The sequence below is a fragment of the Flavobacterium hungaricum genome (assembly GCF_015182285.1).
GTDB classification, from domain to species: Bacteria; Bacteroidota; Bacteroidia; order Flavobacteriales; family Flavobacteriaceae; genus Flavobacterium; species Flavobacterium hungaricum.
This window is the reverse complement of record NZ_PRDM01000002.1, coordinates 867,523-885,440: the sequence shown is the minus strand read 5'-3', so window position 1 is coordinate 885,440 and position 17,918 is coordinate 867,523. Positions and strand designations below refer to the sequence as shown.

Genomic DNA, 17,918 nt, shown 5'->3' with positions numbered 1-17,918 from the left:
TCTTTCTTAATCTACATTAAGTGCTTTTCCTTTACCATGGCGGTATCTTTGTACTATAAAAATAACAAACACTAATATCATGGAAAATATAGTATTACATAAAGCAGAAACAAGAGGAAACGCAAATCACGGATGGCTTAACGCTTATCACAGTTTTAGCTTTGCAAGCTGGTACAATCCAGATAGAATTCAGTTTGGGGCGCTTCGTGTTTTAAACGATGATACAATTGCAGGTGGCATGGGTTTTGGAACACATCCACACGATAATATGGAAATTATTACGATTCCGCTTGAAGGTGATTTGGCTCACAAAGACAGCATGGGAAATACCGAAATTATCAAAAATGGTGACATTCAGGTGATGAGTGCCGGAACTGGTGTTCAGCATAGTGAGTTTAACCCAAACGCAGATCAGCAGACTAAATTATTGCAAATTTGGTTGTTTCCAAATAAAAGAAATGTTGCACCTCGTTACCAGCAGATTACTTTGGATGTTGCGGACAGACACAATAAATTATCTCAAATTTTATCTCCAAATGCAGATGATGAAGGTGTTTGGATTCACCAAGACGCTTGGTTTAATATGGGGAATTTTGATGCCGGAATAGCAACTGAATATAAAATTAAAAAAGAAGGAAACGGCGTTTATGCTTTTATCTTAAAAGGAAACGTAACCATCAACGGTCAGGAATTGAACAGTCGTGATGCGGTTGGTATTTCAGGAACTGATATTTTGACTATCAAAGCAAATACTGATGCTGAATTATTATTGATGGATGTTCCTATGAATTATTAATTCGACAGCAGTTTTTCAAACAACAAACAAAACAAACGGACAATCAAAAATGAGTCATTTTATTTCTTAATCTAGGTTAAGTGCTTCAGAAAAACTCTCACCGTAACTTTGTCCTATCAAAATGAAATTAATTATTTAAAAATAAAAATTATGGCAACTACAAAATGGTCAATTGACCCAACTCACTCAGAAATTGGTTTTAAAGTTAAACACATGATGTTTACAAATGTTTCAGGTAAATTTGGAACTTACGATGCAACAATTACTACAGACGGAGACAACTTCGAAAACGCTGCAATTGAATTTTCTGCTGATATTGCTTCTGTAGATACTGCAAACGCAGACAGAGACGGGCATTTAAGAAGCGGCGATTTCTTTGATGCTGAAAATCATCCAAAATTAACTTTCAAAGCTTCTGCTTTCAAAAAAATCAACGAAGGAAGCTATGAAATCACTGGAGATTTAAACATTAAAGGTGTTTCTAAATCAGTAACATTTCCAGTAGAATACAGCGGTATCTTAACTGATCCATGGGGAAATACTAAAGTTGGTTTAAGCATCGAAGGAAAAATCAATCGTAAAGACTGGGGTTTAAACTGGAACTCTGCTCTTGAAACAGGCGGTGTTTTGGTTGGTGAAGAAGTAAAATTAAACATTGAATTACAATTCGTAAAACAAGCTTAATCTTTTGGTTTTAGATTAAAAATTGGTTGGTTAAAAGCCCTGTACTACAAAGTGCAGGGCTTTTTTGTCTGCCACGAATTCACGAATTATTTTTTATTTCACGCAGATTTAAATTGATTTTAGCAGATTTGCACAAATTTATTTTTAATCTGCGTGAAACCAAAAAACAGCCAAAGATTAATAAAAATAATTCGGGAATTCGTGGCGGAAAAAATCATCTAACTGTATTTCTAAATTCCGTCGGCGACATTCCGGTTTGTTTTTTGAAGAAACGGGAAAAATACGAGTAATCTTCGTAGCCCACTTTAAAGGCGACTTCGTTTACAGCTAATTGTTTGTCGATTAGCATACGTTTTATTTCCAGAATTACACGATCTGTTATGACTTCTGTGGCTGTTTTTTGGAGAATTTCATTGCAGATTCTATTCAGGTGTTTTAGTGTAATGCTTAACTTTTCTGCGTAAAAAGAAGGCAGTTTTTCGTGTCTGAAATACTGCTCTAAAAGCGTTTCAAACTTACTGATTTTGACATTGTACGAATGTGTTTCATGCGAAAATGATTCGGCATATTTTCTCGAAATTTCAATATGAATGCAATCTAATAAATTAAGCATTTTATCTAACTGAAATTTAGCATTTAGATTATTTTCCTGAATCAGTAAATCAAAATATGGGAGAATTTTTGGGATTTCTTTTTCCTCAAAAACCATTTCGGGTCTGTTGTGAATTGAATGGTAAAAATTATATTCATTAATGTTCTTTTGTCCGAAATAAAGATTGTACAATTCCTGCGAAAAAATAACGACAAAACCTTCTATATCTTCAGACAAACTCCAATGATGCATCTGACCAGGCTGTAACACAAATAAACTTCCTCTTTTGATTTCGAATTGATCAAAGTCTACTTCATGCAATCCCGAACCATTTGTAAAAAACACCATCAAATACGAATCATGCCGGTGCGGCTCTTCTACAAAACTGTGACTTTTTAAATGTTCTTTAAAAGTATTGACATAAAAATCGCGATGAATGTCGTTGCAGCTGAAATTTTGAACGCTGTAAATGGGATATTTTTTCATACGCTTTTAGATTTTAGATTGTAGATTGTAGATTTTAGATTGTGGATTTTAGATTGTAGATTTTGGAATTTGGAATTTGAATTTTGGAATTTGGATTTTGGAATTTGGATTTTGGAATTTGAATTTTAAGCTAAATGTCCTTATTGTGCTATAAGTAGCGAAGATATAAAAAAGACTTTTATGATTCTGTAAATTACCTTTGTATAAACAAAAAATAACAACGTCATGTCACACGCATTAACTCATATCTTAAAAAACGAATGTCCTGTTTGTCACAAAGGAAAAGTTTTTACGGACAAAAACATTTTTCTGAATTTCAGTTTGCCAAAAATGAATGAATACTGCAGTCATTGTCATTATAAATTTCAAAAAGAACCTGGATATTTCTTCGGCGCTATGTATGTAAACTACGGATTAACAGTTGCTCAGGGAATCGCAACGTATTGTATCGCTCAGTTTTTCTTTGAAAAAAACTTCGATTTAAGAATTATTCCTATAATCGCTGTTGTCATTACTATGCTGACTCCTTTTAATCTTAGATTTTCAAGATTAGCGTGGATTTATATGTTTAAGGGCTATACGAGTTAAAAAAATACTATTTTTGCCTTTCAATTGAAACTAATTTTCAATTCCAAAAAAAATAAAAAACAAATTAGACAAATGAAAGCATACGTATTTCCAGGTCAAGGTGCACAATTCACAGGAATGGGTAAAGACCTTTATGAAAATTCGGCTTTAGCCAAAGAATTATTCGAGAAAGCAAATGAAATCTTAGGTTTTAGAATTACAGATATTATGTTCGAAGGCACTGCCGAAGAACTAAAAGAAACTAAAGTGACGCAGCCAGCTGTATTTTTACATTCGGTTATTTTAGCTAAAACTTTAGGTGACGATTTTAAACCAGAAATGGTTGCAGGACATTCTTTAGGAGAATTTTCAGCATTGGTTGCTAACGGAACTTTATCTTTTGAAGATGGTCTTAAATTAGTTTCTCAACGTGCTTTGGCAATGCAGAAAGCCTGCGAAATTACCCCATCTACAATGGCTGCCGTTTTAGGTTTGGCTGATAATATTGTAGAAGAAGTTTGTGCTTCTATCGACGGAATTGTAGTTGCTGCAAATTATAACTGCCCGGGACAATTAGTGATTTCAGGAGAAACCACAGCAGTTGAAAAAGCTTGTGAAGCCATGAAAGCTGCAGGAGCAAAACGCGCTCTGATTCTACCTGTTGGAGGAGCTTTTCACTCACCAATGATGGAGCCTGCAAGAGAAGAATTGGCAGCTGCTATTGAAGCAACGTCTTTCTCTACCCCTATCTGCCCAGTGTACCAAAACGTAACAGCGAGTGCGGTTTCTGATGCAAACGAAATTAAAAAGAACTTAATCATTCAATTGACTGCGCCGGTAAAATGGACTCAATCTGTACAGCAAATGATCGCTGACGGTGCTACTTTATTTACTGAAGTCGGCCCAGGAAAAGTATTAGCTGGTTTGATTAATAAAATTGATAAAGAAGCGGTTACTGCAAATGCATAATCTTTAGTATTCAGTGATCCATTTTTTTAGTGATCAGTTGAAATATAAATTAGAAAATCCCAAATTCTTTGATGAATTTGGGATTTTTACTTTGTGTCGCAGGCTCTTCGACTTTGTTATTCTTCCTGTTTACTTCCCTGCATTACAATCACTTTATCGAAACTATTCAAGAATTTTTTCTTTCTTTTTGTAATTGATAATAAAAACGCCTAGAATAATCAGGATTGTTGCAATTATAAACTCAACTGTTATTTTTTCATTCAAAAGAAGCCATCCTAAAAACACTGCAATAATGGTGTTGATATATGCCAAAATAGAAACTTGTACAGGAGAAACATGTTTCAAAGCATAATTATAACTAAAAAAAGCAATTACAGATCCGAAAATCGACAAGTACAAGGCTGCTCCTATACTAGTCAAACTCCACGAACTTAGATCTGGATTTGGAGAAAAAATAGAGGCCAAAACCAATTGAACACAAGAGGCCATTGTAAATTGATAAAACAAATTCAGGATAATATTCTTCGATTTATTTCCGTGAATTTTGGTATAAATAGTTCCTGCAGCCCACGCCAGAATTGCAAATCCCATAAATATCATTCCGGTCCTATAATCTGCATCCAGAAATGATCCCAATCCGTCTTTAAATATCAGCACAACTCCAGAGAAACCAATTACAACTCCGACAAATCCTTTAAAGCTCATTTTTTGCAATCCGAACAAAATACTGCCCAGAAAAATAAGTATCGGCGCCAAGGCACTAATAACAGACGCTAATCCGCTCGGCAGAGTCTGCTCAGCAATTGTCGTAAATCCGTTTGCGATTACAAGCATCGAAACCGATGCGACTAACTGATGTTTCAGATTTTCCCAGCCAATCCATTTTAATTCTTTTTTAAACAGCAAAATAATCATCATAATTATTCCCGCCAATCCCTGACGAATTGAAGTTACAAACCAAGGCGGAATGGTTTCTACCGCAACCCTAATACCCAAAAATGTGGTTCCCCAAATAATTCCCACTGCCGCTAGGGCAAATATCAATTTATAATCTATACTTTGTTTCATGATAATCCTTACGATAAAAAAAATCCCAAACTATACTGCTATAATTTGGGATCTTAAAATTTTATAATTTTAATAGCGAGAATTATTTATTCCTCACTTTTTGTTCCCATTTCCAAGCGCTTGCCATTGCTTCGTCCAGACTAAGTTCTGCCTTCCATCCTAAGACATTATTTGCCTTATCAGTATTTGCATATGCTTCTGTAATATCTCCTTCGCGTCGAGGCATAATCTTATACGGCAGTTTTTTATCGCTGACTTTTTCAAAACTTTGAATAACTTCTAAAACAGAACTTCCTTTTCCTGTTCCTAAATTGAAGGTTTCAACCTTTTCTAAATTCTTTTTATTTAATAAACGCTGTAACGCAATAACGTGTGCTTTTGCTAAATCTACAACGTGAATATAATCACGAACAGCAGTTCCGTCTGGCGTTGGATAATCGTTCCCGAAAACTGACAATTCCTGACGCAATCCTACCCCTGTCTGTGTAATAAACGGAACTAAATTTTGAGGAACTCCAAGAGGCAATTCCCCAATTTCGACAGAAGGATGCGCACCAACCGGATTAAAATAACGCAGTAAAACAGCGCTGATATTAGTCACTTTCGCGGTATCTATAATAATTTCCTCCCCCATTTGCTTTGTATTTCCGTACGGAGACATTGCAGCCTGAACGGGTGCATCTTCTGTAATCGGCATTTTTTCGGCTTGACCGTAAACCGTACAAGAAGAGCTGAAAATAAAACTGGCACTTGGTTTTTCTTTTAATTCCTGCAAAAGATAAACCAAACTGCTAATGTTGTTTTCATAATACAACAAAGGGTTTTCGACACTTTCGCCAACCGCTTTTGAAGCTGCAAAATGAATTACTCCAGTAACATCAGAATGTTTTTTAAAGAAATCCCGAACGGCGCTTTTTTCTCTTAAATCAATTTTTTCGAATAAAGGCGCTTTTCCTGTAATGGCTGTAATTCCTTTTAAAACTTCTTCCGAAGAATTAGAAAGATTGTCAATAATCACAACTTCAAAGCCTTCATTTTGCAATTCAACTACGGTGTGAGAACCAATAAATCCTAATCCTCCTGTTACTAATACTTTCATATATTTTTTAGATTATAGAAAATAGAACAAAGAAAATAGATCTCGCCTCTACAATCTTCCTTCTATTACTCTTTTTAAAATTCTATTTTCTTAACTCTATATTCTATTTTCTTATTTTAAAAATTCGATTACGCTGTCTGTAATAAATTTAATTTGTTCGTCGTCTAATTCTGTATGCATTGGCAAAGCAATTACTTCCTGCACTAATTGATTCGTAACCGGAAACTGTTCTTCTTTGTAACGAGGATCTAAATATGCTTTTTGAGAATGTAACGGAATTGGATAATAAATCGCACACGGAATCTGCTTATCTAACAAATGCTGCATTAAAGCATTTCTGTCGGCATCAATAATTCTTAAAACATATTGATGAAAAACGTGATCGTTTTGATCTGCATCAAACTTAGGTGTAATTATTTTTGCATTTCCAGCAAAAGCAGCATTGTATTTACCTGCAGCTCTGCGGCGTGCTTTATTGTATTCGTCCAACAAAGGAAGCTTCGCATTTAAAACTCCTGCCTGAATACTGTCCAATCGAGAGTTTACTCCCACTACATCATGGTGGTAACGCTCATACATTCCGTGATTTACGATACCGCGAATAATATGCGCCAGTTTATCATCATTAGTAAAAATTGCACCGCCGTCTCCGTAACAGCCTAAATTTTTAGACGGAAAGAATGAGGTTGCTGCAACATGTCCAATTACACCAACTTTGGTTTTTGCCCCAGATTTAGAAACATAATCTGCTCCAATTGCCTGTGCATTATCTTCGATTACATATAAATTATGTGCAGCTGCAATTTCCATAATAGCATCCATATTAGCAGCACGGCCAAATAAATGCACTGGAACAATTGCTTTTGTTTTTGGTGTAATTGCTTTTTTAAGTGCTTCGATATCAATATTCATATTTTCCATATCAACATCTACCAAGACTGGTGTTAACTGCAATAAAGCAATTACCTCAACAGTGGCAGCAAAAGTAAAATCAGCAGTGATTACTTCGTCGCCTGGTTTAAGATCTAATCCCATCATTGCAATCTGCAATGCATCGGTTCCGTTTGCACAAGGAATCACATGTTTTGCACCTAAATATTCTTCAAGATTTTTTTGAAACTGATGAACTAAAGGTCCGTTGATATAAGTATTGGTATCTAAAACTTCTTGAATAGAAGCATCTACAGTAGATTTTATTTTTTCGTATTGACTTTTTAAGTCAACCATTTGAATTTTTTTCATTTTTGAATACAATTTAAAATTAAAGACTCCATTTCTCATAGAAATCCCTAAAGGAGGAACAAAAATAGTTATTTAATACCTTCAAACAATGAAAATAGTCGAAAGAAACGTAATTTAGCCACAAAATTTTATACATGCTTTTTTTATATAATGCAGCCGTTTACACCGCAGGATTTTTCTTAAGAATCATTGCGCTATTTAGTCCGAAAATTAAACTTTTTGTTGAAGGCAGAAAAAACGTCTTTTCAATTTTAAAAGATAAAATAAAACCCGAAGACCAAACGATCTGGTTTCATTCAGCTTCACTTGGCGAATACGAGCAAGGACTTCCTGTGATCGAAAAAATCAAAGAAAAATATCCTTCGCACAAAATTATTGTAACCTTTTTTTCACCATCTGGATACGAAGTGCGTAAAAATAACACAGTTGCCGATGTTACTGTGTACCTGCCGCTTGATACCAAAAGCAATGCTAAGAAATTTTTAAAATTGGTCCATCCAGAATTAGCGTTTTTTATTAAATATGAATTCTGGCTTAATTATTTGAATGAATTAGAGAAAAACAAAATTCCAACGTACTTGATTTCAGGAATCTTTAGAGAAAGCCAGATGTTTTTTAAATGGTACGGCGGATTTTACCGAAAAGCGCTGACTGCTTTTACTTATTTTTTCGTTCAAAACGAAAAATCAAAACAAATGATTGAAGGTTTAGGATTTAAAAATGCAGTTGTTTCCGGCGACACCCGATTTGATCGTGTTAACGCAATTCTAGAGCGTGATAACTCATTAGATTTTATTGAAAATTTCAAAAACAACCAACCCGTAATAGTGATCGGAAGCTCATGGCCTAAAGATGAAATGATCCTGGCCGAATACATCAACCAAGCACCCGACGACGTAAAATTCATCATAGCACCACACAACATTAAAGCCGAGCAGATTGAAAATCTAAAATCTCAGATTACAAAATCGACTGTATTGTTTTCGAAAAAAGAGAATCATGATTTGTCAAAATATGCTGTTTTAATTGTAGATACCGTTGGTTTACTAACCAAAATATACAGCTACGGAACCATTGCTTATGTGGGCGGAGGTTTTGGAAATCCGGGAATACACAATATTCTAGAACCCGCAACATTTGGTATTCCGATTGTAATTGGACCTAACTACTCCAATTTTGCAGAAGCGGTTACGCTTGTTCAACTTAATGGATGTACGGTAATTTCGAATACAACAGAATTAAAAAATATTCTGGATCAATTACTCTTTGATAAATCTTTTTATATTGAAAAAAGTAAAATCTGCAGCTCTTTTATTCAAAACAACAAAGGAGCATCTGAGACAATCATGAAAATCGTTTCTTAACTCCAAAAAAGGCAATTAAAAGTCATTCACTCTCCTTTTTTGCCCAGTTACGTTTTCAAAAAAGCTCTTTTTTAAGTTTAAAGGAAACAGAATATTCCTTAAAAAACAAAATAAACAACAACAAACCTAATTAAAAGAGCCAAAACACTGATAGAATTTTCAATGAAAAATAATTTAAGCAAAATATCCAATAATATGGAATATCTTTTCTGTTTTGGCATATTATTTGATAAATAAGATAATCGTGAGTAAGGAAAATATTTTAAAAAAAAAGTGAAAAAATATTTTACATATTAAAAAATTTATATCTTTGCCACGAATTAATAATTAACCTTTTATAATAAAGTAAGATGAAAAAAGTATTTTTAAGTTTAGCTGTTGTTGCTGTTTTAACTGTTGTATCTTGTAAAAAAGCTGACGCTGCTGCAGAAACTCCTGCTGCAGATTCTGCTGCTGTTACTGTTGATTCAGCTGCTGCTGTAGTTGATTCTGCTGCTGCAACTGTTGATTCTGCTGCTGCTAAAGTTGATTCAGCTGCTGCTAAAGTAGAAGAAGTAAAAAAATAATTAGAACTTAGTTCTAACGATTTTAAAACCATCCATTGTGATGGTTTTTTTATGCCCAAAAATCAACGGAGAAATTCCAACAAAAAAATCCAAATCTTAAAGCTTACGTTTTAGAATTTGGATTTTTTTTATTCTAGAATTCATTTTTTTTATTCCGCAGCTTCATCATCATCTTCAACCTCTTCATCTCCAAAAATTGATTCATTGGATGAAAAATCCAAAATCTCAGATTTTACAGCATAATTTATAATTTCTTTAATTCCTTTTTGCAAAAGCAATTCTGTAGTGTATTTACGACTTGTTGCAAAATGAAGGTCACCCAGCATCAATTTAAAAAAATACTTTCCTCCAGAGCCTTTAAACTTCAAAAACCTGGCAATATCAATTGATTTTTTAAACTTCTCAATATCCTCCTCACATTCAAACCTCAATTCATAACTTAGACTTGTAAATATCACTTTCCCTTTTCTCGAAGTAAACACAAACTTATATTCATCATTAAACCGCCTGCTGATTACAAAAGCACCCATTTATTAATTTTAGATTTTAAATTGTTGATTTTAGATTTATTCAGATTCTCTGCCCTTCCAAACCCTTAGAAGTTTTAAAAAGTTTAGACCATAAAAAAAGCCCCTTCAAAAGAAGAGGCTTTAGTACTCAGAGCGGGACTTGAACCCGCACGAACATTGCTGTTCACTGGATTTTAAGTCCAGCGTGTCTACCAATTTCACCATCCGAGCATTATGTGCTTTTGAGCGAAAAACGGGGCTCGAACCCGCGACCTCGACCTTGGCAAGGTCGCGCTCTACCAACTGAGCTATTTTCGCATTTCAAATTTTTCAAGAACTGCAACACTTGATTTGTTTCGTATTGCGAGTGCAAATTTAGGACATTTATTCAATTATACAAGACTTTTTTCAAAAAAAATCAAGCTTATTTTATAACTTTCTGATAACCTAAACTTTAAATTTGAAAATTTTTAGAATTTTATTTCTTAACCAGCATTCTTTTAATTTCATTTAACTTCATCAATGCTTCTACTGGTGTAATCGCATTTATATCGAGACTCAAAATCTCTTCTTTAATTTCTTCCAGCAAAGGATCATCCAAATTAAAGAAACTCATCTGCATTTCATCATTCGCCGCTTTGATTCCGTTTAAAGCATCACTCGAATGATTTTTCTCCAATTTCTTCAACAGTTTTTGCGCTTTCGAAATAACCAATTGAGGCATTCCTGCCATTTTTGCGACATGAATTCCGAAACTATGAGCACTACCGCCTTGCACCAGCTTACGAACAAAAAGAACAGTATCTTTCAGCTCTTTTACCGCTACATTAAAATTCTGGATTCTCGGCATCGATTCGGTCATCTCATTCAATTCATGATAATGCGTAGCAAAAAGCGTTTTGGCTCTTCCTGGATGCTCGTGTAAAAATTCAGCAATTGCCCAAGCAATCGAAATTCCATCGTACGTACTGGTCCCTCTTCCGATTTCATCTAACAAAACCAAACTGCGATCTGAAATATTATTCAAAATAGAAGCCGTTTCGTTCATTTCGACCATAAAAGTAGATTCACCCATCGAAATATTATCTGACGCCCCAACTCTAGTAAAAATTTTATCCACAATTCCCATTCTAAGACTGTCTGCCGGAACAAAACTTCCCATTTGAGCCAAAAGCACAATAAGAGCTGTCTGCCTTAAAATAGCAGACTTACCAGACATATTGGGTCCCGTAATCATAATAATCTGCTGGGTTTCCCGATCTAAGAAAACATCATTGGCAATATAAGGCGTTCCAACCGGTAATTGTTTTTCTATCACTGGGTGGCGTCCGTTTTTAATATCCAGCTCAAACGTATCATCAATTTCTGGGCATACATATTGGTTTTCTACAGCCATTTGTGTAAAAGAACACAAACAATCTAATTGTGCAACCAAATACGCATTCATCTGAACAGGCTTGATATAAGTAGCGATCCAAGCTACTAATTGCTCAAAAAGCTCTGATTCTATTTTATAAATCTTTTCTTCTGCTCCAAGAATTTTCGTTTCGTATTCTTTTAGCTCTTCTGTAATATAACGTTCTGCATTTACAAGAGTCTGCTTTCGAATCCATTCTTCCGGAACTTTGTCTTTGTGTGTATTTCGTACTTCGATATAATACCCAAAAACGTTATTGAATGATATTTTTAATGAAGAAATACCTGTTCGCTCCGATTCTCTTTTTTCAATTCCTTCCAGAAATTCTTTTCCAGAAGTCGAAATAGCACGCAGCTCATCCAATTCCTCATTAATCCCGCTGGCAATTGCATTTCCTTTTGCTATTGCTACAGGAGCGTCTTGATTTAAAGTGGTTTTAATTTTTTCGCGAAGCAGATCACAGGCGTGCAGGCTGTCGCCAATCACTTTTACCGCCTCCTGCGGACTTTGAAGCGCTAGTGTTTTTATCGGAATAATTGCGTCTAATGATTCTCTCAAATATACAATTTCACGAGGCGATATTTTTCCAGCCGCAATTTTAGAAATTAAACGTTCTAAATCTGATATCTGTTTGATTTGATATTGAATATTTTGCAGAATTTCTGGGTTCGATTTCAAATACGCAACCACTTCATGCCGGCCTTTAATTTTATTTGCATCTTTTAACGGAAGTGCCAGCCAGCGTTTTAACAATCTTCCTCCCATCGGAGAAAGTGTTTTATCAATAACATCCAAAAGTGTTACTGCGTTCGGATTATAACTATGGTATAATTCTAAATTTCGAATTGTAAAACGATCCATCCAAACGTAAGCATCTTCTGCAATTCGTTGAATTGCGGTAATATGCTGCACTCGATTGTGCTGCGTCTCTGACAAATAATACAAAATTGCCCCAGACGAAATAATTCCTTCTTTTAATTCTTCTACACCAAAACCTTTTAAAGAATTGGTTTGAAAATGTTTGGTTAAAGTTTCTAAAGCATAGTCTTCTTTATAAATCCAATCTTCCAGATAAAAACTATGAAAATCTTCGCCAAATGCTGCTTTAAAATCTCCTTTGTTATTCTTTGGAACTAAAACTTCACTTGGATTAAAATTCTGCAATAGTTTATCGATATATTCTGCATTTCCCTGAGCTGTTAAAAATTCTCCTGTAGAAACATCTAAGAAAGCAATTCCGATGTTTTTATTCGCAAAATAAACCGATGCTAAAAAGTTATTTGATTTAGACTGTAAAACCTCATCATTTAAAGAAACTCCAGGCGTCACAAGTTCTGTAACACCACGTTTTACAATTGTTTTGGTCATTTTTGGATCTTCAAGCTGATCGCAGATCGCGACACGAAGCCCTGCTTTTACCAATTTTGGCAAATAAGTATTAATCGAATGATGTGGAAACCCCGCAAGAGCCGTTTCGGTTTCAGAACCAGCGCCTCTTTTGGTCAACGTTATACCCAAAATTTTAGAAGCCCTGATTGCGTCATCACCAAAGGTTTCATAAAAATCCCCCACTCTGAAAAGCAGACAGGCATCAGGATATTTTCTCTTGATTTCGTTGTACTGTTTCATTAAGGGCGTCTCTTTTGCCACTTTTTCTTTAGCTGCCAAATTATTGTGTTTTAAATGAAAAATTAAGACAGCGAATTTATGATTTTTTGGAGGAATATCGAAGAGTAGAAAAATTAAAATATTTTATGAATTTTTTAAGGTCACATTTAAGAATTTTCTATAGATTTGTTCATAATTAAAACAAAGACCCTGAAAAGATGAAAAAAATAATTTTATTCGCTATGTTAGCTGTAGCTGGTATTACAGCTTCAAATGCACAAACAACTAAAAAAGCTAAAGCTGCTAAAGTTGCAAAAGTAGAAGGCGCTGGTATGCTTTTCGAAACTGAAACTATTGACTACGGAACTGTTGCTCACAATGCTGACGGGAAACGTGAGTTTGTTTTTGTAAACAACGGAACTAAGCCTTTGATCATTACTAATACACAAGGATCTTGCGGATGTACTGTTCCAACTACTCCAAAAGAACCAATTGCTCCTGGAGCTAAAGGTGTTATTGGGGTAAAATATGCTACTGACAGAGTTGGTGCATTTACAAAAACTGTAACTGTAACTTCTAATGCAGAAGGACAACCAACAAAAGTACTGACAATTAAAGGTACTGTTTTACCAGATCCAGTAAAAAGCTAATCTGAAAATAAAACAAAATAAAATAATTGAAAAAGCTTCCTTATCTTTGGAAGCTTTTTTTATGACCAGAAATTACAAACAATGAGAAAACTTGAGAATAGCGAATTGGAACGAAAATCTATTGAAGATTTTAAAAAATCAGACAAAACTCCTTTAATAATCGTTTTGGACGATATTCGCAGTTTACACAATATCGGATCTGTTTTTAGAACTTCGGATGCTTTTTTGGTTGAGAAGATCATTTTATGCGGTATTACTGCAACTCCACCCAACAAAGAAATTCATAAAACGGCTCTTGGCGCAACCGAAACGGTAGCTTGGGAACATCATGAAAATGTATTGGAAGTAATAGAAAATCTCAAAAAAGAAAATGTCTTAACAATGGCCATCGAACAAGTTGAAAGTTCGGTTTTTCTTCAGGATTTTAAAGTTGAGAAAGATCAAAAGTATGCACTGGTTTTTGGAAATGAAGTTTACGGTGTCTCTCAGGAAGCAGTTGCGATTTGCGACGGCTGTATTGAAATTCCACAGCTTGGCACCAAACACTCTCTCAATATTGCGGTTAGTGCCGGAATTGTAGTTTGGGATTTGTTCCAGAAAATAAACTGGCCAAAATAAAATATATTTTTTTATTGTTAATTAATTGATATTTTTATAAAATGAAAAATATCAATTTTACAAAAATTATCTATTTATTTTCCGTTTTAAGTTTTAATTTTTCTTTATCAAACGAAAAATCAAAATTTTTTAACAATAGAATTGTATTTAACCCAAAAGACGCTTTAAAATCCCAGATAAAGAAAAACCCTATACAAGCTGTTGCAATTGATCCACCAAAACTTACTGCTGCGGGAGATCAATTGTACTGCCCGCAAACTTCTATTGCTATTGTTACGGATTTTAATATAAAGCACGATCCTGCCGAAAACGGAACTCAGGCCGTTTATATCCAGATATCTTCCGGCTATAGTAATTTTGATCAATTAGAATTAGCAAATCCAGCTTCTCATCCTAATATAACCGCATCTTGGGATTCTTCTACTGGAAAATTACGATTAGGCGGAGCCAATCCTGCTGCTGAGATTCCTTATATCGATTTAGTCAATGCTGTAAAAGATGTAATGTTCTCTAACTCCTCCGCAGCTGCTTCTGGATCGCGAACTTTTTCTATAACAATAGGTCAAGCCAATTACCTCCCATCTACCGGACATTATTACCTATTCGCTCCCAATGTAGGAGTCACTTGGACAAATGCTCGGGATTTAGCCGCTGCGAGTACTTATTATGGACTCAAAGGATATTTGGCAACTGTTTCATCAGCTGATGAAGCAAAATTAATTGGCGAGCAGGCTTCGGGAACAGGCTGGATTGGCGGTACTGATGCTGAGACAGAAGGCGTATGGAAATGGGCAACAGGGCCCGAAGCCGGAACTATTTTCTGGAATGGAACTGCAAATGGTTCTACTCCAAATTTTGCATTTTGGAATTCACAAGAACCTAATCAATTAGGTGATGAAGATTATGCCCACATTACACAACCGGGTGTTGGAATAAAAGGTTCTTGGAACGATCTGGCTAACACAGGGTCACTAATTCCCGGCGACAATTATCAGCCAAAAGGATATGTTGTCGAGTATGGCGGTATGCCGGGCGAGAGTCCATTAGAAATTGCTGCAAGTACCAAAATTACTATTCCAACAGCAACAGTGCTGCCTCCAGATTCTATTTGTGATTCTGGAAGTACTACTTTAACTGCTTCAACCGCGAACGGCACTACGATCAGATGGTTTGATGCGCTGACGGGAGGCAATTTATTAAGCACTGGAAACACTTACACTACTCCAATAATCAATACCACTACAACCTACTATGCAGATGCTGGATGCGAAACCAATCGAAAAGCCGTTACAGCAACTGTAAATGCCACTCCAAATTCTCCTGCCGCGACACAGTCTTTTTTCTCTACATGCGGACCGGGAAGAGTAATACTTGGAGTAACAACCAATATCGGAATTGTAAATTGGTACGAAGCGGCTTCGGGAGGATCCAGCCTTTACACTGGACTTAATTTTATCACTCCGTCTCTTACGGATAATACGACTTTTTATGCAGAAGCTTCCAATAACGGCTGTATCAATCCTGTACGGACTCCTGTAAATGCTGTAGTGTACACACCTCCTGCAGTTATGGACGAAACTGTAATTCTATGCGAATTTGAAACCATTACTTTAGATGCAGGTATCACGGGAATGAATTATTTTTGGCCTCACAATGCAGCAACAACACAAACTACAGAAGTTACTGCCGCTGGAATTTATACCGTTAAAGTAACCAGTCCGGCTCCAGAAAATTGCGAAAGTATTAAGACAATTACGGTAGCAGAGCATTTTGCACCCAAAATCAGCCGTATTGACGTTGACGGAACAAAAGCTGTAATTTACACCACAAAAGAAGCTTCGTATTTTGAATACTCTGTAGATGGTGAAAATTTTCAGGATTCTAATATTTTTTACAATGTTCCTGCCGGATTACAAAACGCTTTTGTACAAGAGAAATCAGGATGCGGTTATTACAGAAAGCAATTTGTAGTGTTGGTGTTCCCTGCTTTCTTTACTCCAAATAACGACACTTTTAATGATTTTTGGGAAGTAACCGGAATGGAAAATTATCCTCAGGCTCAAGTCACTATTTTTGACCGCTATGGAAAACTAATTGCACAGCTAAGCCGTTTTAAAATGAGCTGGGACGGTAATTTTAATCAACTGCCAATGCCTGCTTCTGATTATTGGTACGCTTTAAAAGTAGACGATAATACTCCTGTTCTAAAAGGACATTTTTCTCTTAAGAGATAGTTTTTAATTAGATAATTGGGCAATTAGACAATTAGATAATTACTTACTGAATTTAAAACTATCTGATGACAATTATCTCATTGACAAATTAACTAATTGACTAATTATCTAATTGACCAATTATCTAATTGACCCACTCTCTAATCATCCTATTTTCTTCTGAATTTCTTCGAGGATATAGAGATAATCTTCCTGTTTTTTGACGAAATCGCGATCAGAGACATCAATTATCAAAACGTTTAAATCGGATTGTGATTTAATGTATTCTAAATAACCGTTATTGATTTTTTCTAAATAAACTGCTTCAATATTCTGCTCGTAATTACGGCCGCGCTTTTTTATATTTTGAAGAAGTCGGTCGGTGTTTTGGTACAAATAAATATACAAATCGGGTTTTGGCATTTCTTTGTAGATAATATCAAATAGATTTCGATACAGACGGTATTCATCTTCTGCTAAAGTAATTTTAGCAAAAATCAGCGATTTAAAAATATGGTAATCTGCAACAATAAAATCTTTGAACAAATCAAACTGCGCTAAGTCATCGGCTAACTGCTGATAACGGTCGGCCAGAAAAGACATTTCTAACGGAAAAGCATATCGATTCTGATCTTTATAAAATTTAGGAAGAAACGGATTGTCTGCAAATCGTTCTAAAACTGTTTTAGCATTAAAATCGGTTGCAATTTTATGTACTAATGTCGTTTTTCCCGCTCCAATATTTCCTTCCAAAGAAATATAATTAAACTTCTCCAGCGGAATATCCTGTAAAGGGCTTTTTAAATCCTGAACAACCGTACAAACACTTTCATCTGGCGAAATCGCAATTAATTCTGCAACTGTTTTATTCAATTCAGGATGTTTCCAGTCTAATTTTAAATCCTGCATTGGCAATAAAACAAAATTACGATTCTGCATTAAAGGATGCGGAATTTGAAGTTTTTCTGAACTTATAATTTCATCATCAAAAGTAATGAGATCAATATCAATAATTCTCGATTGATATCCTTCCTGATTTAGGCGAATTCTTCCCAGTTGTTTTTCAACCTTCAGAACCTGATTTAGTATTTTCTGAGCACTAAAATCAGAATGCAGTAGTAAAGCACAATTATAAAAAGCATCGCTCTCAAAACCCCAAGCAGGCGTTTCATAAAGCTTAGAAACTCTAATCACCGTTCCTATTTCTTTATGAATTAATTGAATACATTTTTGGATATTTTCTAGTCTGCTGCCTTCGTTGGTGCCTATCGATAAAACGACTTGATGCTGTAATTTCATAATTAATGCAAATTAACTAAAAGTATTTTAGAATTAAGCGTTTTATTACATCAAAGCCTAGAAGTTTCCGATTACTTCGTATTCTTTTTTTTGTAAAAACAGGTATAAGTAATCAGTAAAAGTTATTCGTTTCAAATTATAGAATAATAAATCTCAAAACAATATTTATCT

Annotated in this window: 16 protein-coding genes and 2 tRNA genes; 9 read left to right on the top strand and 9 right to left on the bottom strand. The window is 35.0% G+C overall.

All coding sequences use genetic code 11. The features are described 5' to 3' along the window. The first annotated feature begins 79 nt into the window (after nucleotides 1-79). Together C4F50_RS11580 and C4F50_RS11575 are read left to right on the top strand one after the other, a co-directional pair. On the top strand, nucleotides 80-796 hold the full coding sequence (locus C4F50_RS11580; protein WP_194138816.1) for a pirin family protein: 717 nt from the start codon (nucleotides 80-82) through the stop codon (nucleotides 794-796). Nucleotides 797-946: 150 nt separating this feature from the next. Beyond that, complete coding sequence (locus tag C4F50_RS11575; protein ID WP_194138815.1) at nucleotides 947-1,480, top strand: YceI family protein; 534 nt, start codon at nucleotides 947-949, stop codon at nucleotides 1,478-1,480. A 214-nt stretch (nucleotides 1,481-1,694) separates the two neighbouring features. Here C4F50_RS11575 and C4F50_RS11570 read toward each other — a convergent pair whose 3' ends face one another. Further along, nucleotides 1,695-2,558: a helix-turn-helix domain-containing protein gene (locus tag C4F50_RS11570; protein ID WP_194138814.1), complete on the bottom strand. Its 864-nt coding sequence runs from the start codon at nucleotides 2,556-2,558 to the stop codon at nucleotides 1,695-1,697. A 225-nt stretch (nucleotides 2,559-2,783) separates the two neighbouring features. Here C4F50_RS11570 and C4F50_RS11565 point away from each other — a divergent pair, with 225 nt between their 5' ends. Then, nucleotides 2,784-3,146 carry a DUF983 domain-containing protein gene (locus C4F50_RS11565; protein ID WP_194138813.1) on the top strand — a complete coding sequence of 121 codons (363 nt, stop codon included), beginning with the start codon at nucleotides 2,784-2,786 and terminating at the stop codon, nucleotides 3,144-3,146. A 72-nt stretch (nucleotides 3,147-3,218) separates the two neighbouring features. Next, nucleotides 3,219-4,094, top strand: coding sequence for an ACP S-malonyltransferase (gene fabD, locus C4F50_RS11560; RefSeq protein ID WP_194138812.1), 876 nt, complete (start codon nucleotides 3,219-3,221; stop codon nucleotides 4,092-4,094). 162 nt (nucleotides 4,095-4,256) lie between these two features. On the opposite strand, the gene C4F50_RS11555 is transcribed toward fabD, so the two are convergent. The 3 genes from C4F50_RS11555 to C4F50_RS11545 all read right to left on the bottom strand — a co-directional run bounded on the left by C4F50_RS11555 (nucleotide 4,257) and on the right by C4F50_RS11545 (nucleotide 7,503). Continuing rightward, nucleotides 4,257-5,162, bottom strand: a complete 906-nt coding sequence (locus C4F50_RS11555) for a DMT family transporter (protein ID WP_194138811.1) — start codon at nucleotides 5,160-5,162, stop codon at nucleotides 4,257-4,259. A gap of 82 nt (nucleotides 5,163-5,244) precedes the next feature. Then, complete coding sequence (galE, locus tag C4F50_RS11550) at nucleotides 5,245-6,261, bottom strand: UDP-glucose 4-epimerase GalE (RefSeq protein WP_194138810.1); 1,017 nt, start codon at nucleotides 6,259-6,261, stop codon at nucleotides 5,245-5,247. Between the two features lie 111 nt (nucleotides 6,262-6,372). Next, nucleotides 6,373-7,503, bottom strand: coding sequence for a DegT/DnrJ/EryC1/StrS family aminotransferase (locus tag C4F50_RS11545; protein WP_194138809.1), 1,131 nt, complete (start codon nucleotides 7,501-7,503; stop codon nucleotides 6,373-6,375). Nucleotides 7,504-7,637: 134 nt separating this feature from the next. Between C4F50_RS11545 and C4F50_RS11540 the strand changes: the two genes are divergently transcribed. Continuing rightward, on the top strand, nucleotides 7,638-8,867 hold the full coding sequence (locus C4F50_RS11540) for a 3-deoxy-D-manno-octulosonic acid transferase (protein WP_194138808.1): 1,230 nt from the start codon (nucleotides 7,638-7,640) through the stop codon (nucleotides 8,865-8,867). A 350-nt stretch (nucleotides 8,868-9,217) separates the two neighbouring features. Further along, a complete protein-coding gene (locus tag C4F50_RS11535; RefSeq protein WP_194138807.1) occupies nucleotides 9,218-9,433 on the top strand; it encodes a PG1828 family lipoprotein in 216 nt (71 codons plus the stop codon). A 149-nt stretch (nucleotides 9,434-9,582) separates the two neighbouring features. On the opposite strand, the gene C4F50_RS11530 is transcribed toward C4F50_RS11535, so the two are convergent. The 4 genes from C4F50_RS11530 to mutS form a co-directional block, all read right to left on the bottom strand. After that, nucleotides 9,583-9,963 (bottom strand): DUF1508 domain-containing protein, encoded by a 381-nt coding sequence (locus tag C4F50_RS11530; protein WP_194138806.1) that lies wholly within the window; start codon nucleotides 9,961-9,963, stop codon nucleotides 9,583-9,585. Nucleotides 9,964-10,087: 124 nt separating this feature from the next. Next, nucleotides 10,088-10,173 (bottom strand) — tRNA-Leu (locus C4F50_RS11525). 14 nt (nucleotides 10,174-10,187) lie between these two features. Next, nucleotides 10,188-10,260 (bottom strand) — tRNA-Gly (locus C4F50_RS11520). Nucleotides 10,261-10,420: 160 nt separating this feature from the next. Further along, the gene (gene mutS, locus C4F50_RS11515) at nucleotides 10,421-13,027 is read right to left on the bottom strand and encodes a DNA mismatch repair protein MutS (protein WP_194138805.1); all 2,607 of its coding nucleotides are present in this window, start codon (nucleotides 13,025-13,027) and stop codon (nucleotides 10,421-10,423) included. Between the two features lie 158 nt (nucleotides 13,028-13,185). On the opposite strand from mutS, the gene C4F50_RS11510 reads away from it, so the two are divergent. From C4F50_RS11510 to C4F50_RS11500, 3 genes are all read left to right on the top strand, one after another. Further along, entirely contained in the window at nucleotides 13,186-13,617 is a 432-nt protein-coding gene (locus C4F50_RS11510; protein WP_194138804.1) for a DUF1573 domain-containing protein, read from the top strand. 81 nt (nucleotides 13,618-13,698) lie between these two features. Beyond that, nucleotides 13,699-14,235 (top strand): RNA methyltransferase, encoded by a 537-nt coding sequence (locus tag C4F50_RS11505; RefSeq protein ID WP_194138803.1) that lies wholly within the window; start codon nucleotides 13,699-13,701, stop codon nucleotides 14,233-14,235. Between the two features lie 41 nt (nucleotides 14,236-14,276). Beyond that, the gene (locus C4F50_RS11500) at nucleotides 14,277-16,469 is read left to right on the top strand and encodes a T9SS type B sorting domain-containing protein (RefSeq protein WP_194138802.1); all 2,193 of its coding nucleotides are present in this window, start codon (nucleotides 14,277-14,279) and stop codon (nucleotides 16,467-16,469) included. A gap of 144 nt (nucleotides 16,470-16,613) precedes the next feature. On the opposite strand, the gene folK is transcribed toward C4F50_RS11500, so the two are convergent. Then, on the bottom strand, nucleotides 16,614-17,747 hold the full coding sequence (gene folK, locus C4F50_RS11495; protein WP_194138801.1) for a 2-amino-4-hydroxy-6-hydroxymethyldihydropteridine diphosphokinase: 1,134 nt from the start codon (nucleotides 17,745-17,747) through the stop codon (nucleotides 16,614-16,616). Nucleotides 17,748-17,918: the final 171 nt, after the last annotated feature.